The organism is Micromonospora sp. CA-248089 (genome assembly GCF_050948515.1).
Lineage (GTDB): Bacteria > Actinomycetota > Actinomycetes > Mycobacteriales > Micromonosporaceae > Micromonospora.
In genome coordinates this window covers 3602360-3623372 of the sequence record NZ_CP192016.1, presented here as the reverse complement: position 1 = coordinate 3623372, position 21013 = coordinate 3602360, and the positions used below count along the sequence as shown (strand labels likewise).

The following is a 21013-nucleotide window of genomic DNA, read 5'->3' as shown; positions in this document are numbered from 1 at the left end:
ACACGGGACCGGCCGAGGCGCGGTGGGCTAGCCGAGCGCGCGTACCCGGGCGAGCAGGTCGCGGGCGCAGAAGTCCAGGAAGCCGTCCGGGTCCGGGCCGGCGTTCTGGAACACGATGTGGTCGAAGCCGGCCTCGACGTACGTCCGCGCCTTCTCCACGTGCGGCGTCGCGTCCGGGCCCACGGAGAACTGCCGCCGGATGTGGTGGTCCTCGACCCAGGAGGTGGCGGCGTCGAAGTTCACCGGGTTGGGCAGCTCGCTCATCACCTTCCAGCCGGTGACCGCCCAGCGGCTGGTCTCCTTCGCCGCGCGTACCGCCGACTCCTCGTCGGCGGCCCAGGCCATCGGCACCTCGGCGTAGCGGGGGCCCTGACCGCCGGCGTTGCGGTACTGGTCGACGATCGACGCCTTCGGCTCGGTGGCGAACAGTCCGGTGCCCAGCTCGGCCGCGAGACCTGCCGACTCCCTACCGCTGGCGGCCACGGCGAGGACCGGCGGCTGGTCGGGCAGGTCCCAGATCCGGGCGTCCTCCAGCTGCAGGTGCCGGCCGTCGTACGAGCGGTATCCGCCCTGCCAGAGCAGCCGGATGATCTCCAGCGCCTCGCGCAGCCGCTCGTGCCGCCCCCGGACGCTCGGGAACCCCTGCCCGACGACGTGTTCGTTGAGCCGCTCGCCGGCGCCCACCCCGAGCGTGAACCGCCCGTCGGAGATCAGCGCCATGGTGGCGGCGGCCTGCGCGACGATCGCCGGGTGGTAGCGGACCGAGGGGCAGGTGACACCGGTGGCGAGGCCGATGCCGGTGGTACGCGCGGCGATCGCGCCGAGCGCGCTCCAGGTGAAGCAGGAGTGCCCCTGCACCTCCAGCCACGGGTGGTAGTGGTCGCTCATCTCGACGAAGTCGAAGCCGGCCTCCTCGGCCCGGACCGCCTGCCGGATGAGTTCCTGGGGCCCGAACGCCTCCGAGGCGAGCTTGTAGCCGATCCGCATGCCCGGTTCTCCGTTCCCGTCGTCGGCGAACCGCTGCCGTTCCCACCCGTTCCGCCCGCAAACCCGGCCGGACCCAGCCTCCTAGGATGCCGTAGGGGTGGTGACCCGGCGGACACGAAACGGCCCGCGCTCGACGGGCGGGCGCGGGCCGGGAGGGGAGTACGGGAGCGGCGGCCTACTTCGACGGCTCGGGGAGCTTGCAGTCCACCTTCGGGTTGGCGCCGATGTAGTTCAGCGGGCCGGCCACGATGGTGACCAGGATCGTGCCCGCCTCCGCACAGTTGGTTTCGTCGTTGCCGTAGTAGCCGCGCTGACCGGCGGCGATGGCGCCGATGATGAGCCAGATGACGACCAGGACGCCGACTATCGAGGTGCCGCGCATCAGTTGCCTCCACTGGGGTTGTGGTGGATTCGAGGTGGAGGCCTTGTACCCCGTCCGGGTGATCCGCCAAACGGCGCGCAGGTGCCGGCACGGCCGATTCCGATTACCTCAGTGCGGCGGCATCGGCTCCTCCGGCGGGCGGCCCCGGCTGCGGCGGTAGTCGGCGAACGCCACTCCGGCCAGGACCAGCATCGCCCCGGCCGAGGCGTAGACCGGCGCGAGGAACAACCCGGCCGGCGCGATCGACAGCAGCGCCAGCACCCCGCCCGGCCGCGACGGCGAGACCCGGCTGAACACCTCGTACTCGAAGGCGGCCCGCCCGGCCAGGAACAGCGCCGGCCCGCCGAGGATCACCGCCAGCCAGGCCGGCGGCGTGTGGCCGGTCGGCTCCAGCAGGACCAGGTCGAACCCCGCCGCGGTGGTCACCACCCCGGCCACCATCAGCAGATGGGTGTACGGCGCGGTGTTGAGAAACCGGCTCGGCTGGGCGGCCCGGGCGATGGCGTGCGGCAGCAGCTCACCGGACTTGTGTACGTAGATGCGCCAGAGCAACAGCGTGGTGGCGAACGCGGTGGCGAACGCGACCAGGTTCTCCGCCTCGGAGTGGTGCAGGCTGAACACGGTGCCGGCGACCAGCACGGCGTCGCCCAGCGCGATGATGAAGAACTGCTGGTACCGCTCGGACAGGTGCTCGGCGGTCACGTTGCGCTGGGCCTCCGGCACCGCGCCCAGACCGGGCACCGGGTACGCCAGACGGAACCCCAGGTAGTCGATGGCCAGGGCGGCGGCCCAGAACCACAGGCGGGCGGTGCCGTGCGCGGCCAGCGCGCCGACCAGCCAGGGCACCGCCGACACGGCGAACCAGACGAAGATACGCAGTGCCCGGCGGTTGCTCTGCGGGTGCCGCCGGACGGCGGGCATGAGGAACAGGCCGCGTCCGAGATGGATCGCCACGTACGTGCCGCCGAACACCAGCCCTCGGGCGCCGAACGCCTCCGGGATGGCGGTGGTCATCAGCAGGGCGCCGAACATCACCGCCACGATCAGCAGCTTGATCTCGGTACGCTGCGGGTCGTAGATGTCGGTGACCAGCGTGGTGATCGCCCAGGTCCACCAGATCGCCATCAGCATGACCAGGGACTCGGCGGCCCGTTCCCAGGTCACCGACCCGACCAGGTTGCGCGAGATCAACGCGAGCGCGACCACGTACACCAGGTCGAAGAAGAGTTCGAGCAGCGTCACCCGGCGCGGCGCCTCCGGGTCGCGGACCGGCGGTCGCCGGCCTGCGGGCTCCGGCGCTGCGGTGGGCACGAGACGCTCCTGCGGGTGGCGGTACGCGCGGCGGGCCGTCGCGGCCCCTCACCGACCGTAGCGACGCCCGTCCCCGCCCGGTCCGTTTTCCGGCATACCGCTCCGGGTTGGGGGTGATGGGGCGGCTGGTGATGTGGCCAGTCCGGCGTGCTGGCGGATGGCGGAACGCGCCGGGCCGGTGGCGACCATCGTCACCACCGGCCCGGGAACGCGCAGGACCGTCTACTCGGCGCCGGCCGGGAGCACCCGGTCGGCGTCCGCGCCGATGCCCGCCAGCACCTTCGCCTGCTGCGGCCAGGTGGCCAGACCCGGCGCGGAGCGCAGGCCGGCGGCCTTCACCGTCTGCCGCAGCGCGGCCTCGTCCAGTTCGGCGAGCTGCCGGTAGGTGCGGATCCCGGCGTCCTGCAGGGCGGCGGCCAGCTTCGGCCCGATGCCCTGGATCCGCCGGAAGTCGTCCGGCGCGCCGGCGTCCGCCGCGGCCGGGGCGTCGTTCTCGACCGAGGTACGCGGCGCGGGCACGGCGACCGGCTCGGCGGCGCCGACCGGCTCGGTGGCCTCGACCGGCGCGGCCTCGGTGGCCGGCGCGTCGACGGCCGCGCCGACCGCGGGCTGCTTCTCCGTGACGGGCTCGTCCTCGGCGAGGGTGGCCGGAGCCGCCACCGGCTCGGCGTCGGCGGTGGCCGGAACCGTCACCGGGTGGGCGTCGACGGTGGCCGGAGCCGGCTCGGCGTCGGCCACGGGCGCGGCAACCTGCTCGGGCTCGGGCTCGGGCTCGGGCTCGGCCGAGGGCGACACCGGCTCGGCGGCGACGGGCTCGAACACGACGGGCTCGGCGGCGACCGGTTCGGACACGACGGGCTCGGCGGTGACCGGTTCGGAGGTGGCGGCCTCGGCGGTGACCGGCTCGGTGGCGACGGGCTCGGACACGACCGACTCGGCGGCGACCGGCTCGGACACGACGGGCTCGGAGGTGGCGGCCTCGGCGGCGGCGGCGGGGGAGGACTCGGCCGGCTCGTCGGCGGTGCGGGCGGTGGCGACGGCCGGTTCGGCGGTCGCGGTCTCGGTGGGCGCGGGCTGCTCGGCCAGCGTGGCGGCCGCCGGGGGCTCGTCGACCACGGCGACCGGGCGCGGCTCGTCGACGGTGGCGGTCACCGCGGGGGTGGTCTCCACCGTGGGCGTCGCCGGGGTGCCGGACCGGCGGCGGCCGACCAGGAACCAACCGGCGCCGAATCCGATGAGCAGGGCCAGTATCACGAAAAGCCACTGCCCGAAGCTCGACGGCATGGCCAACCTCCTTCTATATGTACGTGTACGACGGTGCCGAAAGACTCGGGGCAGCTTCGCACACGCGCGCGGCGCACGACAGGCAGGCCGGGGCCGGGCCACGACGGTGGGACCGGCGGTGTCGGCCGGTGGCCGGAGCATGACCGAGCGTGTGCCGTACGGCCGCGTCGAACGGCGTCGGAGGGCGGGGAGACGCCCCGGAACCCGGTGCCGTGCGTGGTTCCGGGGCGTCCCGTCCGTCGCCCGTGGCCGGTCAGTGGATCCGGTCGGGCGCAGGGGTGTCGGAGGCGTCCCAGCTGTAGAAGCAGCCGGCCACGGCGTCGCGGGGGGAGTTCCAGGTCGGCAGGTACGGCGAGGTGTGCGCGGAGAGCCGCTTGTTCACCTGTTCGTAGAGCGGGTGGTCGCGCAGCTCCGCGGTCAGCCCGGGGTCGACGTCGACGGTCTCCATCAGATGGACGCACAGGTCGTGCAGGTAGTACAGCGACCGGTGCCGCACGCCGGTGAGGTGGGGGAGTTCGGTCGCGTCGGCCTCGGCGAAGATCTGCGCCACCCGTCCCTGCGCACCCGGCACGATCCGGCTGACCACCAACAGTCGACTCATCGTGACCCCTCTCGCCGCGGCGGTGCTGCGTTCACGGTGCCGGTCGCGCTGTCACCTGGCCGTCACCGCGTACCCCGGGGCATTGATGGTGGTGGCGGCGCGGCGGGGGCGCGCGGCGCCGGCTTGGCGGTCCGGTCGGTGCGGCGCGGCGGCGGCTCCGGGCGGCTGGCCCGGCGGATCGGCGCGAGGGTGTCGTCGAGCAACGCGGTCATCGCCGGGGACGGTTCCAGGCGCAGCTCGCGCAGGAGCAGGTCCCGGTAGACGTAGAAGGAGTGGACCGCCTCGAACGCGTTGCCCTCGGCCAGGTGGATGCGGACCACCAGTCGGTGCGGGGTCTCCCGCAGCGGCTCGGCGGCCATCGCCTCCAGCGCGGCCTCCAGCGCCTCGCCGTGCCGTCCGGCGGCGAGGTGGTTGCCGGCGAGTTCCTCCAGCATGTGCAGGCGCAGCTGGCGCAGCCGTTCGCGTTCCAGCAGCACCCAGTCGTCGTACCAGCCGGGGAGCAGGTCGTGGCGTCCGGCGCCGGCGGCGCCGCGCGGGACGGCGCCCTCGCGGACCAGCGCGGCGGTCTCCACCAGGTCGTCCACGTCGAGGCGGACGGTCGGTCCGAGGCGGACGGTGTCGCCGTCGGTGCGCAGCGGGCAGCACGGGTCCTGCCGCAGCCGCCACAGGGCGGTCCGCAGCGACGACAGCGCCCGCTCCTCCGGCGTCTCGGGCCACAGCAGCCCGGCGAGGTGGCTGCGGGTCGCGGCCGGCCGCAGGCCGATCAGGGCGATGACGCGCTGCAACCCCCGGGGTACGACCACCGGCGCGTCGTCGTGCAGCAGCTGGAATCCGCCGAGCAGGTGCAGTGACACCCGTGGGGCGGGTTCGCCCGCCGTCGGCATTCTCGATCCACCCGACACGGCGCACCCCCCAGCACCGGAACCCTCGTCCCGACGTATCGCGTTGCCCGGACCGCCGCCCGCGACGCCGGTGTCGGAACGCCTCCGCCACGGCCGGAAGCTCCACCGTGGCCGGGCTGACCGAGACGCAGAATATCAACGCCTGTTACTCTCAGTCAACGATCCGTCGGTCACCTGACTGTCCGCAGCGGACCGGTAATACGCCTGTGATCTGCGAAGAAGTGTCGTCACCCGGAGAGCGGAAGGCGATCTTCCCATAGCTCGCGCACAGCTTGCGTCAACGCAGCGTCACCATGTTTGTGGCGCGATGGGGCCCGGTTGACGCCCGGTAGACGCCTGCGGCGCGACCGTGTGCCCATCCGTGCGGCGCGACCGGTTCGCCGCGCACCGGGACGTACGCAGGAGGCGCGAATGGACCGTTCGCTCATCGTCGCCAAGGTGGTGCCCACAGCCGAGGACCGGGTCGCCGAGATCTTCGCCGAGTCCGACGCGACCGAGCTGCCCGGCCTGGTCGGCGTCCGGCACCGCTCGCTGTACCGGCTGCACGACCTCTACGTGCATCTGCTGGAGACGGAGACGCCGGCGCAGGGCGCCGTGGAGGACAACCGGGGCCATCCGGAGTTCGTCCGGATCAGCGAGCGGCTGCGGCCGTACATCTCGCCGTACCTGCCGACCTGGCGCTCGCCCCGCGACGCGATGGCGCACTGCTTCTACCGCTACGACGCGCCGGCCCACCGGTACGACGCGGCCGGGCGGCCACGGTGACCACGACCGCCCCGCGCGACGAGCAGCTCTGGTCGAGGTGCGACGGGTGCGCGTCGCTGCTCTACCGCAAGCGGCTGCGTCGCAACCTGGACGTCTGCCCGGAGTGCGGCTCGCACGCGCGGCTGGACGCGCCGGACCGGGTGGCGCAGCTGGCCGACCCGGACTCGTTCGTCCCGCTGCCGGACCGGGCGGTACGCGTCGACCCGATCGAGTTCGTCGACGAGCTGCCGTACCCGCACCGGCTCGGCGCGGCCCGCGCGGCGACCGGCCTGGACGAGGCGGTGCTCTGCGGCACCGCCCGGCTGGGCGGGCACGCGGTCGCGCTGGCGGTGATGGACTTCCGCTTCCTCGGCGGCAGCCTCGGCTGCGCGGTCGGTGAGCTGATCACCCGGACCGCCGAGCGGGCGCTCGCCGACGGTGTCCCGCTGGTGCTGGTGACCGCGTCCGGCGGCGCCCGGATGCAGGAGGGCGCGCTGTCGCTGATGCAGATGGCCACCGTCAGCCAGGCGCTCGCCGGGATGCGGGAGGCGGGCCTGCTGACGGTCAGCGTGGTCACCGATCCCACGTACGGCGGCGTGGCCGCCTCCTTCGCCACGAACACCGACCTGGTGCTGGCCGAGAGCGGCGCCCGGCTGGGCTTCGCCGGGCCCCGGGTGATCCGCCAGGTCACCGGCGCGAAGCTGCCGGAGGGCTTCCAGACCGCGGAGTACCTGCTGCGGCACGGCCAAGTGGACATGGTGGTGCCCCGGCACGCGTTGCGGGGCCGGCTCGCCGCGCTGCTCGCCGCCGCCGAGGCGGGCCGCCGCCCGCCGGAGACCGCGCCCGCCCCGCGCCCGCCGGCCACCGCACCGACTGCGGCGGCGCGGCCGGACCGCGACCCCTGGGAGACGGTACGCACGGCGCGGCACCCGGGCCGGCCGACCACACTGGACTACCTGGAGACGGCGTTCGACGGCTTCGTGGAACTCCACGGGGACCGGCTCGGCGCGGACTGCCCGGCTGTCGTCGGCGGCATCGCCCGCCTCGACGGCCGTCCGGTGATGGTGATCGGCCACCAGAAGGGACACACCACCGCCGAACTGGTGACCCGCAACTTCGGCATGGCCAGCCCGGCCGGGCACCGCAAGGCGCTGCGGCTGATGCGTCTCGCGGCGCGGCTGCGGCTGCCGGTGGTGACGCTCGTGGACACGCCCGGCGCGGACCCGGGGGTGAGCGCCGAACAGCAGGGCCAGGCGGCGGCGATCGCGGAGAACATCCTCGCGCTCACCGTGCTGCCCACGCCGGTGGTGGCGGTGGTCACCGGGGAGGGTGGCAGCGGTGGCGCGCTCGCGCTGGCGGTCGCCGACCGGGTGCTCATGCTGGAACACGCCGTCTATTCGGTGATCAGCCCGGAGGGCTGCGCGGCGATCCTCTGGCCGGACAGCTCGGCCGCCCCGCAGGCAGCCCGCGCGTTGCGGCTCACCGGTGCCGACCTGTGCCGCCTCGGCGTGGTCGACGAGCTGGTGCCGGAGCCGCGTCCGGCCGCCCACGCCGACCCGGGCGGCGCGGCCGAACTGCTGCGCCGCGCGGTGGCGGCGAACCTCGCCCCGCTGCTCACCGTCCCGCCGGCCACGCTGGTCCGCCGCCGCCGGCAGCGCTTCCGCCGCTTCGGCGCGGCCCGCGCGGCCGGACCGTCCCCGGCTGCCTCCTCGGCCGGTGGCCGGGCGGAGGTGGCGTGATGGCCGACGCCGAGGCCGAGCAGGTGCTCGACGGGCTGCGCCGGCAGGCCCGCAAGCTCGTTGCCGACCTGGCCGGGCCGGTACGCCGGGTGCGGCTGCGCAGCGGCGAGTCGGTGCTGGAGGTCGAGTGGCACGACCCGGCGGCACCCGCGCAACGCGCCGCCGAGCCGGCCGAGGCGCTTCCCGCGCGGGCCGCCGAGCCCGCCGCACGGGCGGCGCCGGTGGCCGACCGGCCGACGGTGCGCTCACCGGTGGTCGGCACGTTCTACCGGGCCCCCGAACCCGGCGCGATGCCGTTCGTCGCGGTCGGCGACCTGGTCCGCCCGGGCCAGGTGGTCGGCATCGTCGAGGCCATGAAGCTGATGAACGAGGTGACCGCCGGCCAGGCCGGACGGGTGGTCGAGGTGCTGGTTGACGACGGCAAGCCCGTCGAGTACGACCAGCCGCTGATCGCCCTGGAACCGGTCACCGGACGGGACTCCTGATGTTCGACAAGGTGCTGATCGCCAACCGGGGCGAGATCGCGCTGCGGGTGCTGCGCGCCTGCCGGGAACTCGGCGTGCGCACGGTGGTGGTGCACTCCAGCGCCGACGCCGACTCGCTGCCGGTACGGCTGGCCGACGAGGCGGTACGGATCGGCCCCGCGGCCAGCCGCCGCAGCTACCTCAACGCCGCCGCGATCGTGGAGGCCGCCCGGCAGACCGGCGCGCAGGCGGTGCACCCCGGCTACGGCTTCCTGTCCGAGGACGCCGACTTCGCCGAGATCTGCGCCGAGAACGGGCTGGTCTTCGTCGGCCCGCCGCCGCAGGTGATGGCCGCACTGGCGGACAAGTCGACCGCCCGCGCGCTGATGAGCAGGGCCGGGCTGCCGCTGCCGCCGGGCAGCGTACGGACCCTGCCCACCGTCGCCGAAGCACAGGAGGTGGCCGCCGAGGTGGGCTACCCGGTGATCGTGAAGGCCGCGGCGGGCGGTGGCGGGCGCGGCATGACCGTGGTGCGTTCGGCCGCCGAGCTGCCCCGCGCGTACGCCCGCACCCGCGCCGCCGCGCAGGTCGCGTTCGGCGACGACCGGGTGTACGTCGAGCGGTACCTCGCCGACGCGCGCCACGTCGAGGTGCAGGTGCTCTGCGACAGCCACGGCAACGGCGTGCACCTGGGCACCCGGGACTGCTCGGTGCAGCGCCGGCACCAGAAGCTGATCGAGGAGGCGCCCGCGCCCGCGCTGCGGCAGGCCACCCTGGACACCGTCGCCGAGGTGGCGCTGCGCGGCGCGCTGTCGGTCGGCTTCACCGGCGCCGGAACCGTGGAGTTCCTGGTCGACGAGGCCGAGCGCTGTCACTTCCTGGAGATCAACTGCCGGATCCAGGTGGAACACCCGGTCACGGAGATGATCTCCGGCATCGACCTCGTGCAGGAACAGCTGCACGTGGCGTTCGGCACCCCGCTGCGGCTGCGCCAGTCCGACGTACGCCTGGACGGCGTGGCGATCGAGTGCCGGGTCAACGTGGAGGACCCGGACCGCGACTTCGCGCCCGCACCGGGCCGGCTGGACCGGTTCCGGCCGCCGGGCGGCCCGTTCACCCGGGTCGACACCCACGGCCACGTCGGCTACCTGGTCAGCCCGCACTACGACTCGCTGCTGGCGAAGGTGGCCGTGTGGGCGCCGGACCGGGACGCCGCGCTGGACCGGCTCGACCGGGCGCTGGCCGAGTTCGACGTGGCCGGCCCCGGTGTGCGTACCACCATCCCGTTCGCCCGGCGGGTGCTGCGCGATCCCGCCTTCCGCGCCGCCCGGCACACCACCGCCCTGGTGGAACGCCTGCTCGCCCCGCCCGCCGACGACACCCCGCCGACCAGTGACACCCTGCCGACCGGCGACGCCCCACCGGCCGAGGCGGCGCGGGCCGTCGTGCCCGATCCGCGCGCCGCTGCCGAGCCGGACAGCCGTACCCCCGTCAGCGCCGTGCCCGCCGCCGGCCCGACCACCTGGAGGAACCGATGACCGTCGCCCCCGACCGCCCGCTCGCCCGCGAGATCACCGACATCCTGGTCACGCACTGCGGCCTGGACCCGGACGCCGCCGCCGGCGCGCCCGCCGCGAGCCTGGAGGAACTGGGCATGGACTCGCTGGCGCTGCTCGAGCTGTCCGCGGTGGTCGCCGACAGGTGGCGGGTGAAGATCCCCGAACAGGCCGGGCAGCTCAGCATCGCCGGCGTCGCCGACCTGGTGGCCCGCAAGGCGGACCCGCCCGGGCACACCGAGAACGCCGTGGAGATCGCCGCGCCGCTGCCGCTGGTCTGGGAGATCACCAACGACGTGGCCCGGTGGCCGGAGCTGTTCACCGAGTACGCGGTGGCGGAGATCCTGCACCGCGACGGCGACACGGTGCGTTTCCGGCTCACCATGCATCCGGACTCCAACGGCGTGTCGTGGAGCTGGGTCAGCGAACGCACCGCCGACCCGGCCACCCGGGAGGTGCACGCCCGGCGCGTCGAGACCGGCCCGTTCGAGTACATGCGCATCCACTGGCGCTACGACGAGACGCCCGGCGGCACCCGGATGACATGGACGCAGGACTTCGCGATGAAGCCCGACGCACCCGTCGACAACGCCGGCATGACCAACCGGATCAACACCAACAGCACGATCCAGCTCGCCGTGATCAAGGAGAAGATCGAGCGGGCACACGCGGGAGGCGCGCGATGACCGACACCACCACCGCCCGGGTCTCCGTCCACGACGTGCCCGCCGACCGCCGCCGCGGCGGGGAACTGCGGGTGCTGCTCGGCCCGAAGACTGTGGGCAGCACCTCCGGATTCATGGGCGTCGCCACGCTCGCGCCGGGGGAGCGGATCGCCGAGCACTACCACCCGTACAGCGAGGAGTTCCTCTACGTCGCCCGCGGCGCGATCACCGTCGACCTGGACGACGTGCCGGTCCCGGTCGCCGCCGGGGAGGCGCTCTACGTACCCAAGGACGTGCGGCACCGGCTGCGCAACACCGGCGACGAGCCCGCCGAGGTGGTGTTCCACCTCGGACCGCTCGCCCCGCGCCCGGAACTCGGCCACGTCGACACCGAGAGCGCCGCACCGCCGCCACGGGAGCCGTCGTGACCGGCCGGCGCACGGTGGTGACCGGGATCGGCGTCGTCGCACCCGGCGGCGCCACCCGGGACCGCTTCTGGAAGACGATCACCGAGGGACGCACCGCGACCCGGCGGATCAGCTTCTTCGACCCGTCGCCGTTCCGCTCGCAGATCGCCGCCGAGTGCGACTTCGACCCGGACGCCGCCGGGATCACCCTCGCCGAACGGCAGCGCGCCGACCGGTACGTGCAGTTCGCGCTCGCCTGCTCCGCCGAGGCGCTCGCGGACAGCGGCCTCACCCTCACCGACGCGCAACGGGAACGCGCCGGGGTGGTGCTCGGCACCGCCGTCGGCGGAACCATGGCGCTGGAACAGGAGTACGTGCGGGTCAGCGACTCCGGCCGGCAGTGGCTCGTCGACCACGCGCTCGGCGGGGCGTACCTCTATCAGGCGCTGGTGCCCAGCAGCCTGGCCGCCGACGTGGCCTGCCGGCACGGCCTGCACGGCCCGGCGCAGGTGATCTCCACCGGTTGCACCTCCGGCATCGACGCCATCGGGTACGCCCACCAGCTCGTCGCCGACGGCGAGGCCGACGTGGTGCTCGCAGGTGCCGCCGACTCACCGATCTCCCCGGTCACCGTCGCCTCGTTCGACGCGATCGGCGCGACCAGCCCGGACAACGACGACCCGGAGCACGCCTCCCGGCCGTTCGACGCCGACCGGCACGGGTTCGTCCTCGCCGAGGGGGCGGCGGTCCTGGTGCTGGAGGAGGCCGAGCACGCCCGCCGCCGGGGCGCGCACGTCTACTGCGAGGTCGCCGGGTACGCCAGCCGCAGCAACGGTTTCCACATGACCGGGCTGCGCCCGGACGGCGCGGAGATGGCGGTGGCGATCAGCGACGCCCTGCGGCAGGCCCGGCTCGCCCCGACGGCCGTGTCGTACGTCAGCGCGCACGGCTCCGGCACCCGGCAGAACGACAGGCACGAGACGGCAGCTTTCAAGCGGGCGCTGGGGGAGACGGCGTACCGGGTGCCGATCAGCTCGATCAAGTCGATGGTCGGTCACTCGCTGGGCGCCATCGGCTCGATCGAGATGGCCGCCTGCGCCCTGGCCATCGAGTACGGCGTGGTCCCGCCGACGGCGAACTGGACCACCCGCGACCCGGAGTGCGATCTGGACTACGTACCGAACGAGGCCCGGGAGGTGCCGGTGGACGTGGCGTTGTCGGTGGGCAGCGGGTTCGGCGGATTCCAGTCCGCGATGGTGTTCGGCCGGCTGGCGGCGGTGCCGACATGACCGCGCGGGCCGTGGTGACGGGCATCGGCGTGGTCGCGCCCAGCGGCATCGGCGCCGAGGCGCACTGGGCCACGGTGCTCGCCGGAACCCGGCGCACCGGGCCGATCACGCTGTTCGACCCGGCGCGCTACCCGACCCGGGTGGCCGGCGAGGTGACCGATTTCGACCCGGCCGGGTTCAGCGACACCCGGCAGCGGGTGCAGACCGACAGGTGGACACACCTCGGCTTCGCCGCCACCAAACTGGCGCTCGCCGACGCCGGGCTGCCCGAGGTGTCGCCCGACCCGTACCAGTGGGCGGTCACGCTCGCCAGTTCCTCCGGCGGCAACCTGTTCGGGCAGCGGGAACTGCAACGGCTCTGGGGCGGGCCGAGCCGCACCGTCGGGGCGTACCAGTCGATCGCCTGGTTCTACGCGGCGAGCGTCGGGCAGTTGTCGATCCGCCACCAGTTCAAGGGACCGTCCGGGGTGACCGTGTCCGAGTCCGCCGGCGGGCTGGACAGCCTGGCGCACGCGGTGCGCACCATCCGCCGGGGCACGCCCGTGGTGATCGCCGGGGCGACCGAGTGCCCGCTGAGCCCGTACGCGCTCGCCTGCCAGCTCCGCTCCGGGCTGCTCAGCGACGTGTCCGACCCGGAGAAGGCGTACCGGCCGTTCGACGTCGCGGCCGCCGGATACGTGCCGGCCGAGGGCGGCGCGGTCTTCGTGGTGGAGGAACTGGGCCACGCGCTGTCCCGGGGCGCCCGCGTCTACGGGGAGGTCACCGGCTGGGCGGCCACCCACGACGCCGCGCCCACCGACCCGGCCGGCGGCCCGGACCCGGCCCACTACGCCCGCGCGCTGCGACTGGCGCTGGAACGCGCCGGGGTACGCCCGCACGACGTGGACGTGATCTGGCCGGACGCGCTCGGCGTGCCCGCGTACGACCGGGCCGAGGCGGCGGCGCTGCGTGCCGTGTTCGGCGACCGGACCCCGCCGGTGACCACGCAGAAGCCGCTGACCGGGCGGGCGCACCAGGGCGGGTCCGCACTGGACGCGGCGACCGCGCTGCTGGCGTTCCGCCGCGGCATGCTGCCCGCCTCGGCCGGCCCGGACGAGCCCGCGCCCGGCTGCGAGCTGACGTTCCTGCGGCAGCCCCGCCCGCCGCGCAGCCGGATCGCGCTGGTCGGCGCGCGCGGCTTCGACGGGTTCAACAGCGCGCTGGTGCTGCGCGGCGCCGCGCCCCCGCCGGGCGAGCGCTGACCGTCACGACGGCCGGGCCAGGTACGCGGTCTTCGCGTCGCCGGAGAACCCGCAGGCCAGGTAGAAGGCGTGGGTCGCGGGCGAGCGTGATCCGGTCATCAGCATCGCCTTGTAGCAGCCCGCGTCCCAGGCGGCCCGGAGCGTGCCGGCCATGATCCGCCTGCCCAGGCCGGTGCCGCGCCGCGACTCGTCCACCACCACGTTCTCGACGACCGCGTAGGGCGACGCCGACCGGCTCAGGTTGGGGATCACGTTGAGGTACGTGGTGGCGACGACCGCGCCGTCCACCTCGAGCACGAACAGGTGCAACCCCTCGGTGGCCAGGATCCGCGCGAAGGCCCGCTCGTCGGAGCCGTCGCTCAGGTGCGGGTCGTCCGGGTTCAGCTGCCGGTAGAGGCGCATCACCTGCGCGAAGTCGTCGGGCCGGGCCGCACGGAACATATCGGGAGCGTAGCCGCACCCGCCGTCCGCGCGAGGGCGCACGCGCACAGCATCCGGCGGCCGGCGGACTACCTTGCCGGCGTGGCCCCGATCCTGCCCGTCCGATCGAGCCTGAGCAATCCACCCAGCCGCCGTTTTGGATCTAGCCATTTGCATCTGGCGATGCGGAAGGGCCCGTCGTAGGGTTCCGCCATACCCCGAACGACGTACCCGCTGGGCGGATCCGCCCAGTTCCTCTGTGGAACGGTGGCTGGTCGTGACTGCACATCCCGTGGCGGAAGATCCTGCCTCGACAACGGTGGACTGGGTGGACGACATCCTGTTCACCGGCCGCGACACCGACGTCTGCCTGCGCCTGCCGGAACCGGTGGACAAGGGCACGCTGCGCCGGCTCGTCGGCGAGGCGCAGGACCGGCTCGCCGAGGCCGGGCTGCGTGCCGGAGGCGCGGCCGCGCTGCGCCTGCCGCCCTCGCCGGCGTACGTGGCGCACCTGCTCGCCACCTGGCGTACCGGCGCCCAGGCGGTGCTGCTCGACCACCGGCTCACCGACCACGAGGTCGACCAGGCGCTGCGCCGGCTCAGCCCGCAGGTCGTGGTCGCCCCGACCCGGACCGGTGGCGGCGCGCTGCGGATCTTCGTCGACGTCACCGCCGGGGTCAGCGCGTACTCCGACCGCCCGGCGGGCAGCCCGCACGCGGTGATCCAGCTCAGCTCCGGCTCCACCGGTCCGTCCAAGGTGATCGGCCGTACCGCCGCCGACCTGGTCGCCGAGGTGCACCGCTACACCCGCATCGACGGTGTCGCGCTGCCCGGCGAACGGATCATCCTGCTGCCCAGCATGGTGCACGTGCTCGGCCTGGTCGGCGGCCTGCTCTACGGGCTGCACGCCGGCGTCGAGCTGTGCCCGCCGGAGCGGCTCAGCGGCGACGCGATCCTCGCCGCCGTCGCCGCCCAGGACACCCCGGCCACGGTGCTCGGCGTGCCGTTCCACATCGGCCTGCTCGCCTCCACCACACCGTCCGGGCCGCTGCCCCAGCTCAAGCGCATGACCACCGGCGGCGAGCTGGTGCCCGCCGCCGTGGCGAACGCGTTCACCGACCGCTACGGCGTGCCGCTGGGCAACATGTACGGGATGACCGAGGTCGGCGTCATCGGCACCGACCTGTACGGGCGGCACCGCCCCGCCATCGCGCCCGCCCCCGGCATCGAGGTACGCGAGCGCGACGGCGAGCTGTGGGTCAGCTGCCCGGCCAACCCGTACGTCGGACCGGCCGACCCGACCCGGTGGGCCGACGGCTGGCTGCACACCCGCGACGCCGGCGTGGTCGACCCGGACACCGGCCTGGTCACCATCAAGGGCCGGCTGGACTCGCAGGTGTCGGTGGGCGGCCTGAAGGTCGACCTGACCGAGGTGGAGGCCACAGTCGCCGGGCTGCCCGGCGTCATCGCGGCGGTGGTGGTCTGGGACGACGGCATCACCGCGTACGTCCAGTCCGACGGCTCGCTGACCGAGGAGACGCTCGACAAGCTGATCGCCGAACGGCTGGCCGGCTTCAAGCGGCCCCGCACGCTGCGCCTGCTCGACCAGATGCCCCGCACCACCACCGGAAAGCTGGTCCGGTCCGTCGCGGCACTGCGGGACGCGGCGTCGTGACCGGCCCCCTGTACGAGCAGCACGCCCGCCGGACGCCCGCCGGACGTCCGGTCCATCCCGAATCCCGACCCCGACCGGCGGAGCAGCGCGCCACCCGCGCGCCCGACCCGGCCGGTTCACACGCACGCGGCGTCCCGACCGGGCACCGTCAGCCGGTACACGGAGAAGAGGTCTGAACCCATGCGAGACCAGGTCCGCACTTTCGTCGTCGAACAGCTCGCCGACATGAACTACGACGTGGACGAGCTCGACGACGACACCACCCTCGGCCCCTCCGGCGTCGACCTGGAGTCGCTGGCCCTGGCCGACCTCGCGGTCCGCGTCGAGGATCGCTACGGCCTCAAGTTCGCCGACGACGAGTCGGAGAAGCTGGCGTTGATGACGGTCGGCGAGTTCACCACGATGGTCGCCGACCGGGTGGCCGCGAACAGCGACAAGTCCTGATGTCCGGTCAGCCCGACCTGGGGCGAGCTGACCTGGTGAGCATGCTCGCCGAACTGACCGCGAAGCCCGCCGACCAGGTGCCGGACCGGCTCGGCTCGATGGAGCTGGCCTGGCTGGTGCACATGGTCGAGCAGCGCTACGACCGCCGGCTGGACCTGAGCGACGACCAGCTCGCCGGCATCCGCACCGTCGACGACGCGCTCGCGGTGTTCCGCGGGTCGCTGACCGCTCCCGCAGATGGCTGAGCGGGAGACCGTACGGATCACCGGCACGCACGCGCTCAGCGCCCTCGGCAGGGGCGCCGACGCGCTGCTGGCCGGGGTGCTCACCGGCACCCCGGCGTTCGGGCCGGTGCGCCGTTTCGACACCACCGGCCGCCGCGTGACGGTGGCGGCCACACTGCCGGACGTCGGCACGCTCGTCGCCGAACTGGCCGACGCGATCGACACCGCCGCCCGGGCCGCCGGGCTGGACCGGGCCGGCCGTGCCGACTCGGCGCTGTTCCTGGCCACCCACGGCAGGCCGCACTCGCTGCCCGTACCGGAAGGGTCGGACGAGCCGACGGTGCCGGCGCTGGCCGGTCACCTGGCCGCGCGGTGCGGCCTGGGCGGGCGCACCCGGATCTACACCACCGCCTGCGTGTCGGCGAGCAGCGCGGTCGCCGACGCGGCGGCGCTGATCCGCCGGGGGGACCTGGAGCGGGTCGTGGTGGCGGCCGGGTACCTGGTCGAACCGGACCAGTACGCGCTGTTCGACGCCGGGCGGGCGCTCGCCGCCGACGGCGCGGTACGCCCGTTCAGCGCCGGCCGCAAGGGCCTGCTGCTGGGCGACGGGGTGGCCGCCGTGGTGCTGGAGTCGGCGGGCGCCGCCGCCCGGCGGGGCGCCGAGTCGCTGGCGAGCGTGACCGGATGGGGCCGGGCGGGGGACGCGTACCACCCGTGTCAGCCGCACCCGGACGGGCTCGGGCTGGCCCGGGCGGTCGAGGCGGCGCTGCGCCGCGGCGGGCTGCCTCCGGACGCGGTCGGCTACGTCAACGCCAACGCCACCGGCACCCCGTTCAGCGACGCCTCCGAGGCGGCGGCGCTGACCCGGGTGTTCGGCGAGGACGCCAGGCGGCTGCCGGTCAGCTCCACCAAGTCGGTGCACGGGCACGCGCTGGAGGCGTCCGGGTTGCTGGAACTGCTGGTCACCGTGCTGGCGCTGCGGCACGGCAAGCTGCCGGTCACCGCCGGCTGGCTCGGTCCCGACCCGCAGTGCCCGCTGGACGTCATCCGCGACGCCCCGCGCCCCGCGCGTACCGGGCACGCCCTGACCCTCAACGCCGCCTTCGGCGGCGCCAACACGGCCCTCCTGGTGAGCACCGCATGACCGCCTCCGTGCCCAGCCCCCCGCGATCTTGCACTTCCGGCCCCGGCGAAACGGGCACAACGCCCGCCGAGGGGGCACCAACCGCAAGATCGCGCGCAGGGGTGGTGGTGCTCGCGGAGGCGCGGTGGCCCGAGGCGGGGGATGAGGGTGCTGCGCCGGCGGGGGTGCCGGGGTTCGTGCACTCGCCGTTCCATCCGCTGGTGGCGGCGGTGGCGCAGCGGTGCCTCGCGCGGCGGTACGGCGACGGACCGCTGCCGCCCGGCAACCGGACGGCTGTGGTGCTGGTCAGCGCGGGCGGGGACACCGCCGGTGCGGCGCACGTCCGCGCCACGGTGGCCGCGGGCGGACGGATCGGGCCGCTGTTCTTCTTCCAGTCGGTGCCGAACAGCGTGGCCGGGCACGTCGCGGCGCGCTGGGGACTGGACGGGCCGGTGGTGTGCCTGAGCCCGACCGGCGACGCGCGGGCCGACGGGGAGGCGGAGGCGAACCTGCTGCTGTACGACGGCGACGCCGCACAGGCGTTGCTGATCCTGATCGAACTGGCACCGGACGGTACGCCGGGCGAGGCGACCGCGGTGCTGCTGGGGGAGGGAACACGTCAATGAGGACGAAGGGACTGCGCGGCGCGCTCGCGGCCGACGCGGAACTGGGCGCGGGCAACGTGCTCGCCCGGGTGCTGGCGCACGGCGCCGACCCGGACGGGCCGGGGCTCACGTTCGACACCGAGATCGACGGCCACCCGGCCGAGACTCCGCTGACCCTGGGCCGGCTCGACCGGATGGTCGCCGCCCGGGCGGCCTGGCTGCACGAACGCGGGGTGAAACCCCGCGACCCGGTCGCCGTCTGGGCCGGTACGGCCGCCGACATGGTGCTGTCGTTCCTGGCGCTGACCCGCCTGGGTGCCATCCCGGCGCTGATGAACGGCAGGCTGCGCCCCGAGATCGCCGCCGAGTACATCCGCCGGCTGCGCGCCGCCGGGGTGCTCGCCGACGCCGCGCACGCGCAGGCGCTGGCCGGGCACGACCTGGGCGCCCCGATGATCGGCGAACCCGCGCAGGCGGGCACCGGCGACCCGGACGCCGCGCCCGCCCACTACCGGCACCACCAGGACGACCCGATCGTCATCACCCACACCTCCGGCACCACAGGCGTGCCGAAGGCGGTGCTGCACTCGCACGCCAGCCTGTTCGCCGCCACCCGCCACCTGCTGTCCATGCCGCAGGCGCAGGGGACCACGCGCATCCTCAACGCGCTGCCCGCCCCGCACACCGCCACGGTGCTCATGGTCAACCAGGCGCTCGGCAACCGGGCCGAGATGTTCCTGCTCTCCGAGCAGGGCGGCGAGCGGGTGCTCGACGCGATCCAGCGGTGGCGCCCGGACGGCGTGTTCGGCTTCTCGGTCACCTGGGCCGAGCTGGCCCGCTTCGACCTGTCCGGTTACGACCTGGACTCGGTGCGGCTGTGGTTCAACACCGGCGACTGCTCGCACGAGCCGCACGTACGGCGGCTGGTCGCGGTCGGCTCCCGGGACGTGGTGACCCGTCAGGGCGTCACCCGGGTACCCGGGTCGGTGTTCATCGACGGGCTCGGCTCCAGCGAGATGGGCCACTCGATGTTCCACATCACCCACACCACCGACACCGACAGGTACGGCCGCTGCGTCGGCCGCCCGTACCGGTTCACCAAGGTCGCGGTGCTCGACGCCGACGGCAACGAGCTGCCGGCCGGGCAGGTGGGCTGGCTCGGCATCGACTCGCCGTCGCTGTTCCGCGGCTACTGGAACGACTCGGTCACCACGTACCGGTTCCGGCTGCGCGGCTGGTACCTCACCGGCGACCTGGTGTACGCCGACGAGGACGGCCGCTACTACCACCTGGACCGGGCGGTCGACTCGGTCGAGGCCGGCGACGGGAAGCGGTTCTTCACCGCGCTGTCCGAGGAACGCATCCTCGCCGCCAGCCCCGACGTCACCGACTGCACAGTGGTGATCGTCAAGGCCGACGACGGCACCGTCACCACCGACGTGCTGCTGGAACTGGCCGCCGGCGCCGACCCGGACGCGGACCGCACCGAGCGCATCCGTACCGCGCTCGGCCCGGACGTGGCCGCCACGCTGCGCCGGATCGTGCCGGTACGCGCCGACGACATCCCGGTCACCGTCACCGGCAAGGTCCGCAAGGTGGCGCTGCGCGAGCGCTACCTGACCGAGGCGCCGTCGTGACCGCCGTCATCACCGGCATGGGCCTGTTCACCCCGGCCGGGCGCGGCGCGGCGGACACGTTCGACGCGCTCGTCTCCGGCCGCTCCGGGCTGCGCCGCCCGCCCGAGGGACACCCGGCGGCGGACAGCCTGGAGGTGGCCGGGCTGCTGCCGGACATCGACCCGCGCAGCGTCGCCTCCGGACCGGAGACGAAGGTGCTCGACCGGGTGGTGCTGCTCGCCCTGATCACCGCCGCCGAGGCGCTCGCCGACGCCGGCATCGAGGTGGGGCGCGACGTCGACCCGGAGCGGATCGCCGTGATCGTCGGCGGTGTCGGCGGAATGTCCACGCTGGAGGGTCAGGTGCTCGCCCGGGCCGCCCGGGGCCGGGCGGCGGTCAGCCCGTACCTGCTCACCGGCATCCTGCCGAACATGCCGTCGGCGCGGATCGCCATTGCGCACGGCGTCCGCGGTTACAGCTCGTCGGTCGGCACCGCCTGCGCCTCCGGCGCCCAGGCCGTCGCCGACGGGGTACGCCTCATCCGCTCCGGCGAGGCCGACGTGGTGGTGTGCGGGGCGAGCGAGGCGCCGCTGTTTCCCACGTTCGCCGACACGTTCGGCAACGCCCGGGCGCTGGCCCGCGGCTGGGACGAACCGACCGAGGCGAGCCGTCCGTTCGACAAGCGGCGCAACGGCTTCGTGCTGTCCGAGGGCGCGGCGCTGCTGGTGCTGGAGCGCGCCGGCCACGCCGACGGACGGGGTGTGCGCGGCTACGCCGAGGTCGCCGGTTTCGGGGCGAACACCGACGCGTACCACCCGACCGCGCCACGGCCGGACGGCGCGGGCGCGGCGGCGTGCATGCGCCGGGCGCTCGCGGCGGGCGGGGTCGAGCCCGCCGACGTCGGGTACGTCAACGCGCACGGCACCGGCACCAAGCTCGGTGACGTCGCCGAGACGGTCGCGCTCGCCGAGGTGTTCGGCGCCGGTGGCGTGCCGGTCAGCTCCACCAAGGCGCTCACCGGGCACCTGCTCGGCGCATCGGGGGTGCTGGAGGCCGCCGCCACCGCGCTGGCGCTCGACAGTGGCCTGCTGCCACCCACCTACCACCTGGACGACCCGGACCCGGAGTGCGAGGCGGACCACGTCCGCGCCGTGCCCCGGCCCACCCGGGCCGGCCATGCGCTGACGAACTCGTTCGGGTTCGGCGGCCAGAACGTCAGCCTGCTCCTGCGCCGGCTCTCCGGGCCGGCCCGCCGGGCCGCCACCCCGGCCGCGGGCTGACCGGACTCCAGTCCCGGGCGTCCGTCCGGGTCGCGATCACGGGGGGAACAGGGG

22 protein-coding genes are annotated in these 21013 nt (G+C 74.5%); 15 read left to right on the top strand and 7 right to left on the bottom strand.

The genetic code is table 11. The features are described 5' to 3' along the window. Positions 1 to 27: 27 nt before the first annotated feature. The 6 genes from ACQP26_RS17260 to ACQP26_RS17235 form a co-directional block, all read right to left on the bottom strand. Complete coding sequence (locus ACQP26_RS17260) at positions 28 to 987, bottom strand: TIGR03557 family F420-dependent LLM class oxidoreductase (protein ID WP_281577647.1); 960 nt, start codon at positions 985 to 987, stop codon at positions 28 to 30. A gap of 175 nt (positions 988 to 1162) precedes the next feature. Then, on the bottom strand, positions 1163 to 1369 hold the full coding sequence (locus tag ACQP26_RS17255) for a hypothetical protein (protein WP_013286658.1): 207 nt from the start codon (positions 1367 to 1369) through the stop codon (positions 1163 to 1165). Between the two features lie 108 nt (positions 1370 to 1477). Further along, on the bottom strand, positions 1478 to 2680 hold the full coding sequence (locus ACQP26_RS17250; RefSeq protein WP_269705702.1) for a low temperature requirement protein A: 1203 nt from the start codon (positions 2678 to 2680) through the stop codon (positions 1478 to 1480). A gap of 222 nt (positions 2681 to 2902) precedes the next feature. Beyond that, entirely contained in the window at positions 2903 to 3964 is a 1062-nt protein-coding gene (locus tag ACQP26_RS17245; RefSeq protein ID WP_433493364.1) for a helix-hairpin-helix domain-containing protein, read from the bottom strand. 253 nt (positions 3965 to 4217) lie between these two features. Beyond that, positions 4218 to 4565 carry a TcmI family type II polyketide cyclase gene (locus tag ACQP26_RS17240; RefSeq protein ID WP_269705704.1) on the bottom strand — a complete coding sequence of 116 codons (348 nt, stop codon included), beginning with the start codon at positions 4563 to 4565 and terminating at the stop codon, positions 4218 to 4220. A gap of 62 nt (positions 4566 to 4627) precedes the next feature. Continuing rightward, positions 4628 to 5467, bottom strand: a complete 840-nt coding sequence (locus ACQP26_RS17235) for an AfsR/SARP family transcriptional regulator (RefSeq protein ID WP_269705705.1) — start codon at positions 5465 to 5467, stop codon at positions 4628 to 4630. 411 nt (positions 5468 to 5878) lie between these two features. Here ACQP26_RS17235 and ACQP26_RS17230 point away from each other — a divergent pair, with 411 nt between their 5' ends. From ACQP26_RS17230 to ACQP26_RS17195, 8 genes are read left to right on the top strand one after another with little or no spacing between them, the layout of a single operon-like run. Continuing rightward, the gene (locus ACQP26_RS17230; protein WP_269705706.1) at positions 5879 to 6232 is read left to right on the top strand and encodes a TcmI family type II polyketide cyclase; all 354 of its coding nucleotides are present in this window, start codon (positions 5879 to 5881) and stop codon (positions 6230 to 6232) included. Then, complete coding sequence (locus ACQP26_RS17225; protein WP_433493363.1) at positions 6229 to 7950, top strand: acetyl-CoA carboxylase carboxyltransferase subunit alpha; 1722 nt, start codon at positions 6229 to 6231, stop codon at positions 7948 to 7950. Before ACQP26_RS17230 ends, ACQP26_RS17225 begins: the two co-directional genes overlap by 4 nt. Beyond that, positions 7950 to 8435, top strand: a complete 486-nt coding sequence (accB, locus tag ACQP26_RS17220) for an acetyl-CoA carboxylase biotin carboxyl carrier protein (RefSeq protein WP_281577651.1) — start codon at positions 7950 to 7952, stop codon at positions 8433 to 8435. Before ACQP26_RS17225 ends, accB begins: the two co-directional genes overlap by 1 nt. Continuing rightward, complete coding sequence (locus ACQP26_RS17215) at positions 8435 to 9952, top strand: acetyl-CoA carboxylase biotin carboxylase subunit (protein ID WP_269705709.1); 1518 nt, start codon at positions 8435 to 8437, stop codon at positions 9950 to 9952. Before accB ends, ACQP26_RS17215 begins: the two co-directional genes overlap by 1 nt. After that, a complete protein-coding gene (locus tag ACQP26_RS17210; protein ID WP_433493362.1) occupies positions 9949 to 10656 on the top strand; it encodes an SRPBCC family protein in 708 nt (235 codons plus the stop codon). Before ACQP26_RS17215 ends, ACQP26_RS17210 begins: the two co-directional genes overlap by 4 nt. Then, positions 10653 to 11063 carry a cupin domain-containing protein gene (locus ACQP26_RS17205; protein WP_018784080.1) on the top strand — a complete coding sequence of 137 codons (411 nt, stop codon included), beginning with the start codon at positions 10653 to 10655 and terminating at the stop codon, positions 11061 to 11063. The genes ACQP26_RS17210 and ACQP26_RS17205 overlap by 4 nt, the downstream gene beginning before the upstream one ends. After that, the gene (locus ACQP26_RS17200) at positions 11060 to 12331 is read left to right on the top strand and encodes a beta-ketoacyl-[acyl-carrier-protein] synthase family protein (protein WP_433493361.1); all 1272 of its coding nucleotides are present in this window, start codon (positions 11060 to 11062) and stop codon (positions 12329 to 12331) included. Before ACQP26_RS17205 ends, ACQP26_RS17200 begins: the two co-directional genes overlap by 4 nt. Beyond that, on the top strand, positions 12328 to 13572 hold the full coding sequence (locus tag ACQP26_RS17195; RefSeq protein WP_433493360.1) for a beta-ketoacyl synthase N-terminal-like domain-containing protein: 1245 nt from the start codon (positions 12328 to 12330) through the stop codon (positions 13570 to 13572). Before ACQP26_RS17200 ends, ACQP26_RS17195 begins: the two co-directional genes overlap by 4 nt. 3 nt (positions 13573 to 13575) lie before the next feature. Here ACQP26_RS17195 and ACQP26_RS17190 read toward each other — a convergent pair whose 3' ends face one another. After that, positions 13576 to 14013, bottom strand: a complete 438-nt coding sequence (locus ACQP26_RS17190) for a GNAT family N-acetyltransferase (protein WP_269705713.1) — start codon at positions 14011 to 14013, stop codon at positions 13576 to 13578. A gap of 307 nt (positions 14014 to 14320) precedes the next feature. On the opposite strand from ACQP26_RS17190, the gene ACQP26_RS17185 reads away from it, so the two are divergent. The 7 genes from ACQP26_RS17185 (at position 14321) to ACQP26_RS17155 (ending at position 20959) form a co-directional block, all read left to right on the top strand. Further along, positions 14321 to 15667: a class I adenylate-forming enzyme family protein gene (locus ACQP26_RS17185; RefSeq protein ID WP_269705714.1), complete on the top strand. Its 1347-nt coding sequence runs from the start codon at positions 14321 to 14323 to the stop codon at positions 15665 to 15667. Positions 15668 to 15847: 180 nt separating this feature from the next. After that, positions 15848 to 16111: an acyl carrier protein gene (locus ACQP26_RS17180; RefSeq protein WP_104115204.1), complete on the top strand. Its 264-nt coding sequence runs from the start codon at positions 15848 to 15850 to the stop codon at positions 16109 to 16111. Continuing rightward, entirely contained in the window at positions 16111 to 16356 is a 246-nt protein-coding gene (locus ACQP26_RS17175) for an acyl carrier protein (protein ID WP_128139144.1), read from the top strand. Before ACQP26_RS17180 ends, ACQP26_RS17175 begins: the two co-directional genes overlap by 1 nt. Further along, positions 16349 to 17479: a beta-ketoacyl-[acyl-carrier-protein] synthase family protein gene (locus ACQP26_RS17170; protein ID WP_433493359.1), complete on the top strand. Its 1131-nt coding sequence runs from the start codon at positions 16349 to 16351 to the stop codon at positions 17477 to 17479. The genes ACQP26_RS17175 and ACQP26_RS17170 overlap by 8 nt, the downstream gene beginning before the upstream one ends. A 104-nt stretch (positions 17480 to 17583) precedes the next feature. Then, a complete protein-coding gene (locus ACQP26_RS17165) occupies positions 17584 to 18084 on the top strand; it encodes a beta-ketoacyl synthase chain length factor (RefSeq protein ID WP_433496157.1) in 501 nt (166 codons plus the stop codon). Then, positions 18081 to 19700, top strand: a complete 1620-nt coding sequence (locus ACQP26_RS17160; RefSeq protein ID WP_433493358.1) for a class I adenylate-forming enzyme family protein — start codon at positions 18081 to 18083, stop codon at positions 19698 to 19700. The genes ACQP26_RS17165 and ACQP26_RS17160 overlap by 4 nt, the downstream gene beginning before the upstream one ends. Then, a complete protein-coding gene (locus ACQP26_RS17155; RefSeq protein ID WP_433493357.1) occupies positions 19697 to 20959 on the top strand; it encodes a beta-ketoacyl-[acyl-carrier-protein] synthase family protein in 1263 nt (420 codons plus the stop codon). The genes ACQP26_RS17160 and ACQP26_RS17155 overlap by 4 nt, the downstream gene beginning before the upstream one ends. The last annotated feature ends 54 nt before the right edge of the window (positions 20960 to 21013 follow it).

Coding starts and splice junctions, on each gene's coding strand:
- accB (WP_281577651.1), top strand. CDS start 7,950: ATGGCCGACGCCGAGGCCGAGCAGGTGCTCGACGGGCTGCGCCGGCAG.
- ACQP26_RS17240 (WP_269705704.1), bottom strand. CDS start 4,565: ATGAGTCGACTGTTGGTGGTCAGCCGGATCGTGCCGGGTGCGCAGGGA.
- ACQP26_RS17190 (WP_269705713.1), bottom strand. CDS start 14,013: ATGTTCCGTGCGGCCCGGCCCGACGACTTCGCGCAGGTGATGCGCCTC.
- ACQP26_RS17195 (WP_433493360.1), top strand. CDS start 12,328: ATGACCGCGCGGGCCGTGGTGACGGGCATCGGCGTGGTCGCGCCCAGC.
- ACQP26_RS17260 (WP_281577647.1), bottom strand. CDS start 987: ATGCGGATCGGCTACAAGCTCGCCTCGGAGGCGTTCGGGCCCCAGGAA.
- ACQP26_RS17175 (WP_128139144.1), top strand. CDS start 16,111: ATGTCCGGTCAGCCCGACCTGGGGCGAGCTGACCTGGTGAGCATGCTC.
- ACQP26_RS17255 (WP_013286658.1), bottom strand. CDS start 1,369: ATGCGCGGCACCTCGATAGTCGGCGTCCTGGTCGTCATCTGGCTCATC.
- ACQP26_RS17205 (WP_018784080.1), top strand. CDS start 10,653: ATGACCGACACCACCACCGCCCGGGTCTCCGTCCACGACGTGCCCGCC.
- ACQP26_RS17170 (WP_433493359.1), top strand. CDS start 16,349: ATGGCTGAGCGGGAGACCGTACGGATCACCGGCACGCACGCGCTCAGC.
- ACQP26_RS17210 (WP_433493362.1), top strand. CDS start 9,949: ATGACCGTCGCCCCCGACCGCCCGCTCGCCCGCGAGATCACCGACATC.
- ACQP26_RS17180 (WP_104115204.1), top strand. CDS start 15,848: ATGCGAGACCAGGTCCGCACTTTCGTCGTCGAACAGCTCGCCGACATG.
- ACQP26_RS17160 (WP_433493358.1), top strand. CDS start 18,081: ATGAGGACGAAGGGACTGCGCGGCGCGCTCGCGGCCGACGCGGAACTG.
- ACQP26_RS17230 (WP_269705706.1), top strand. CDS start 5,879: ATGGACCGTTCGCTCATCGTCGCCAAGGTGGTGCCCACAGCCGAGGAC.
- ACQP26_RS17245 (WP_433493364.1), bottom strand. CDS start 3,964: ATGCCGTCGAGCTTCGGGCAGTGGCTTTTCGTGATACTGGCCCTGCTC.
- ACQP26_RS17215 (WP_269705709.1), top strand. CDS start 8,435: ATGTTCGACAAGGTGCTGATCGCCAACCGGGGCGAGATCGCGCTGCGG.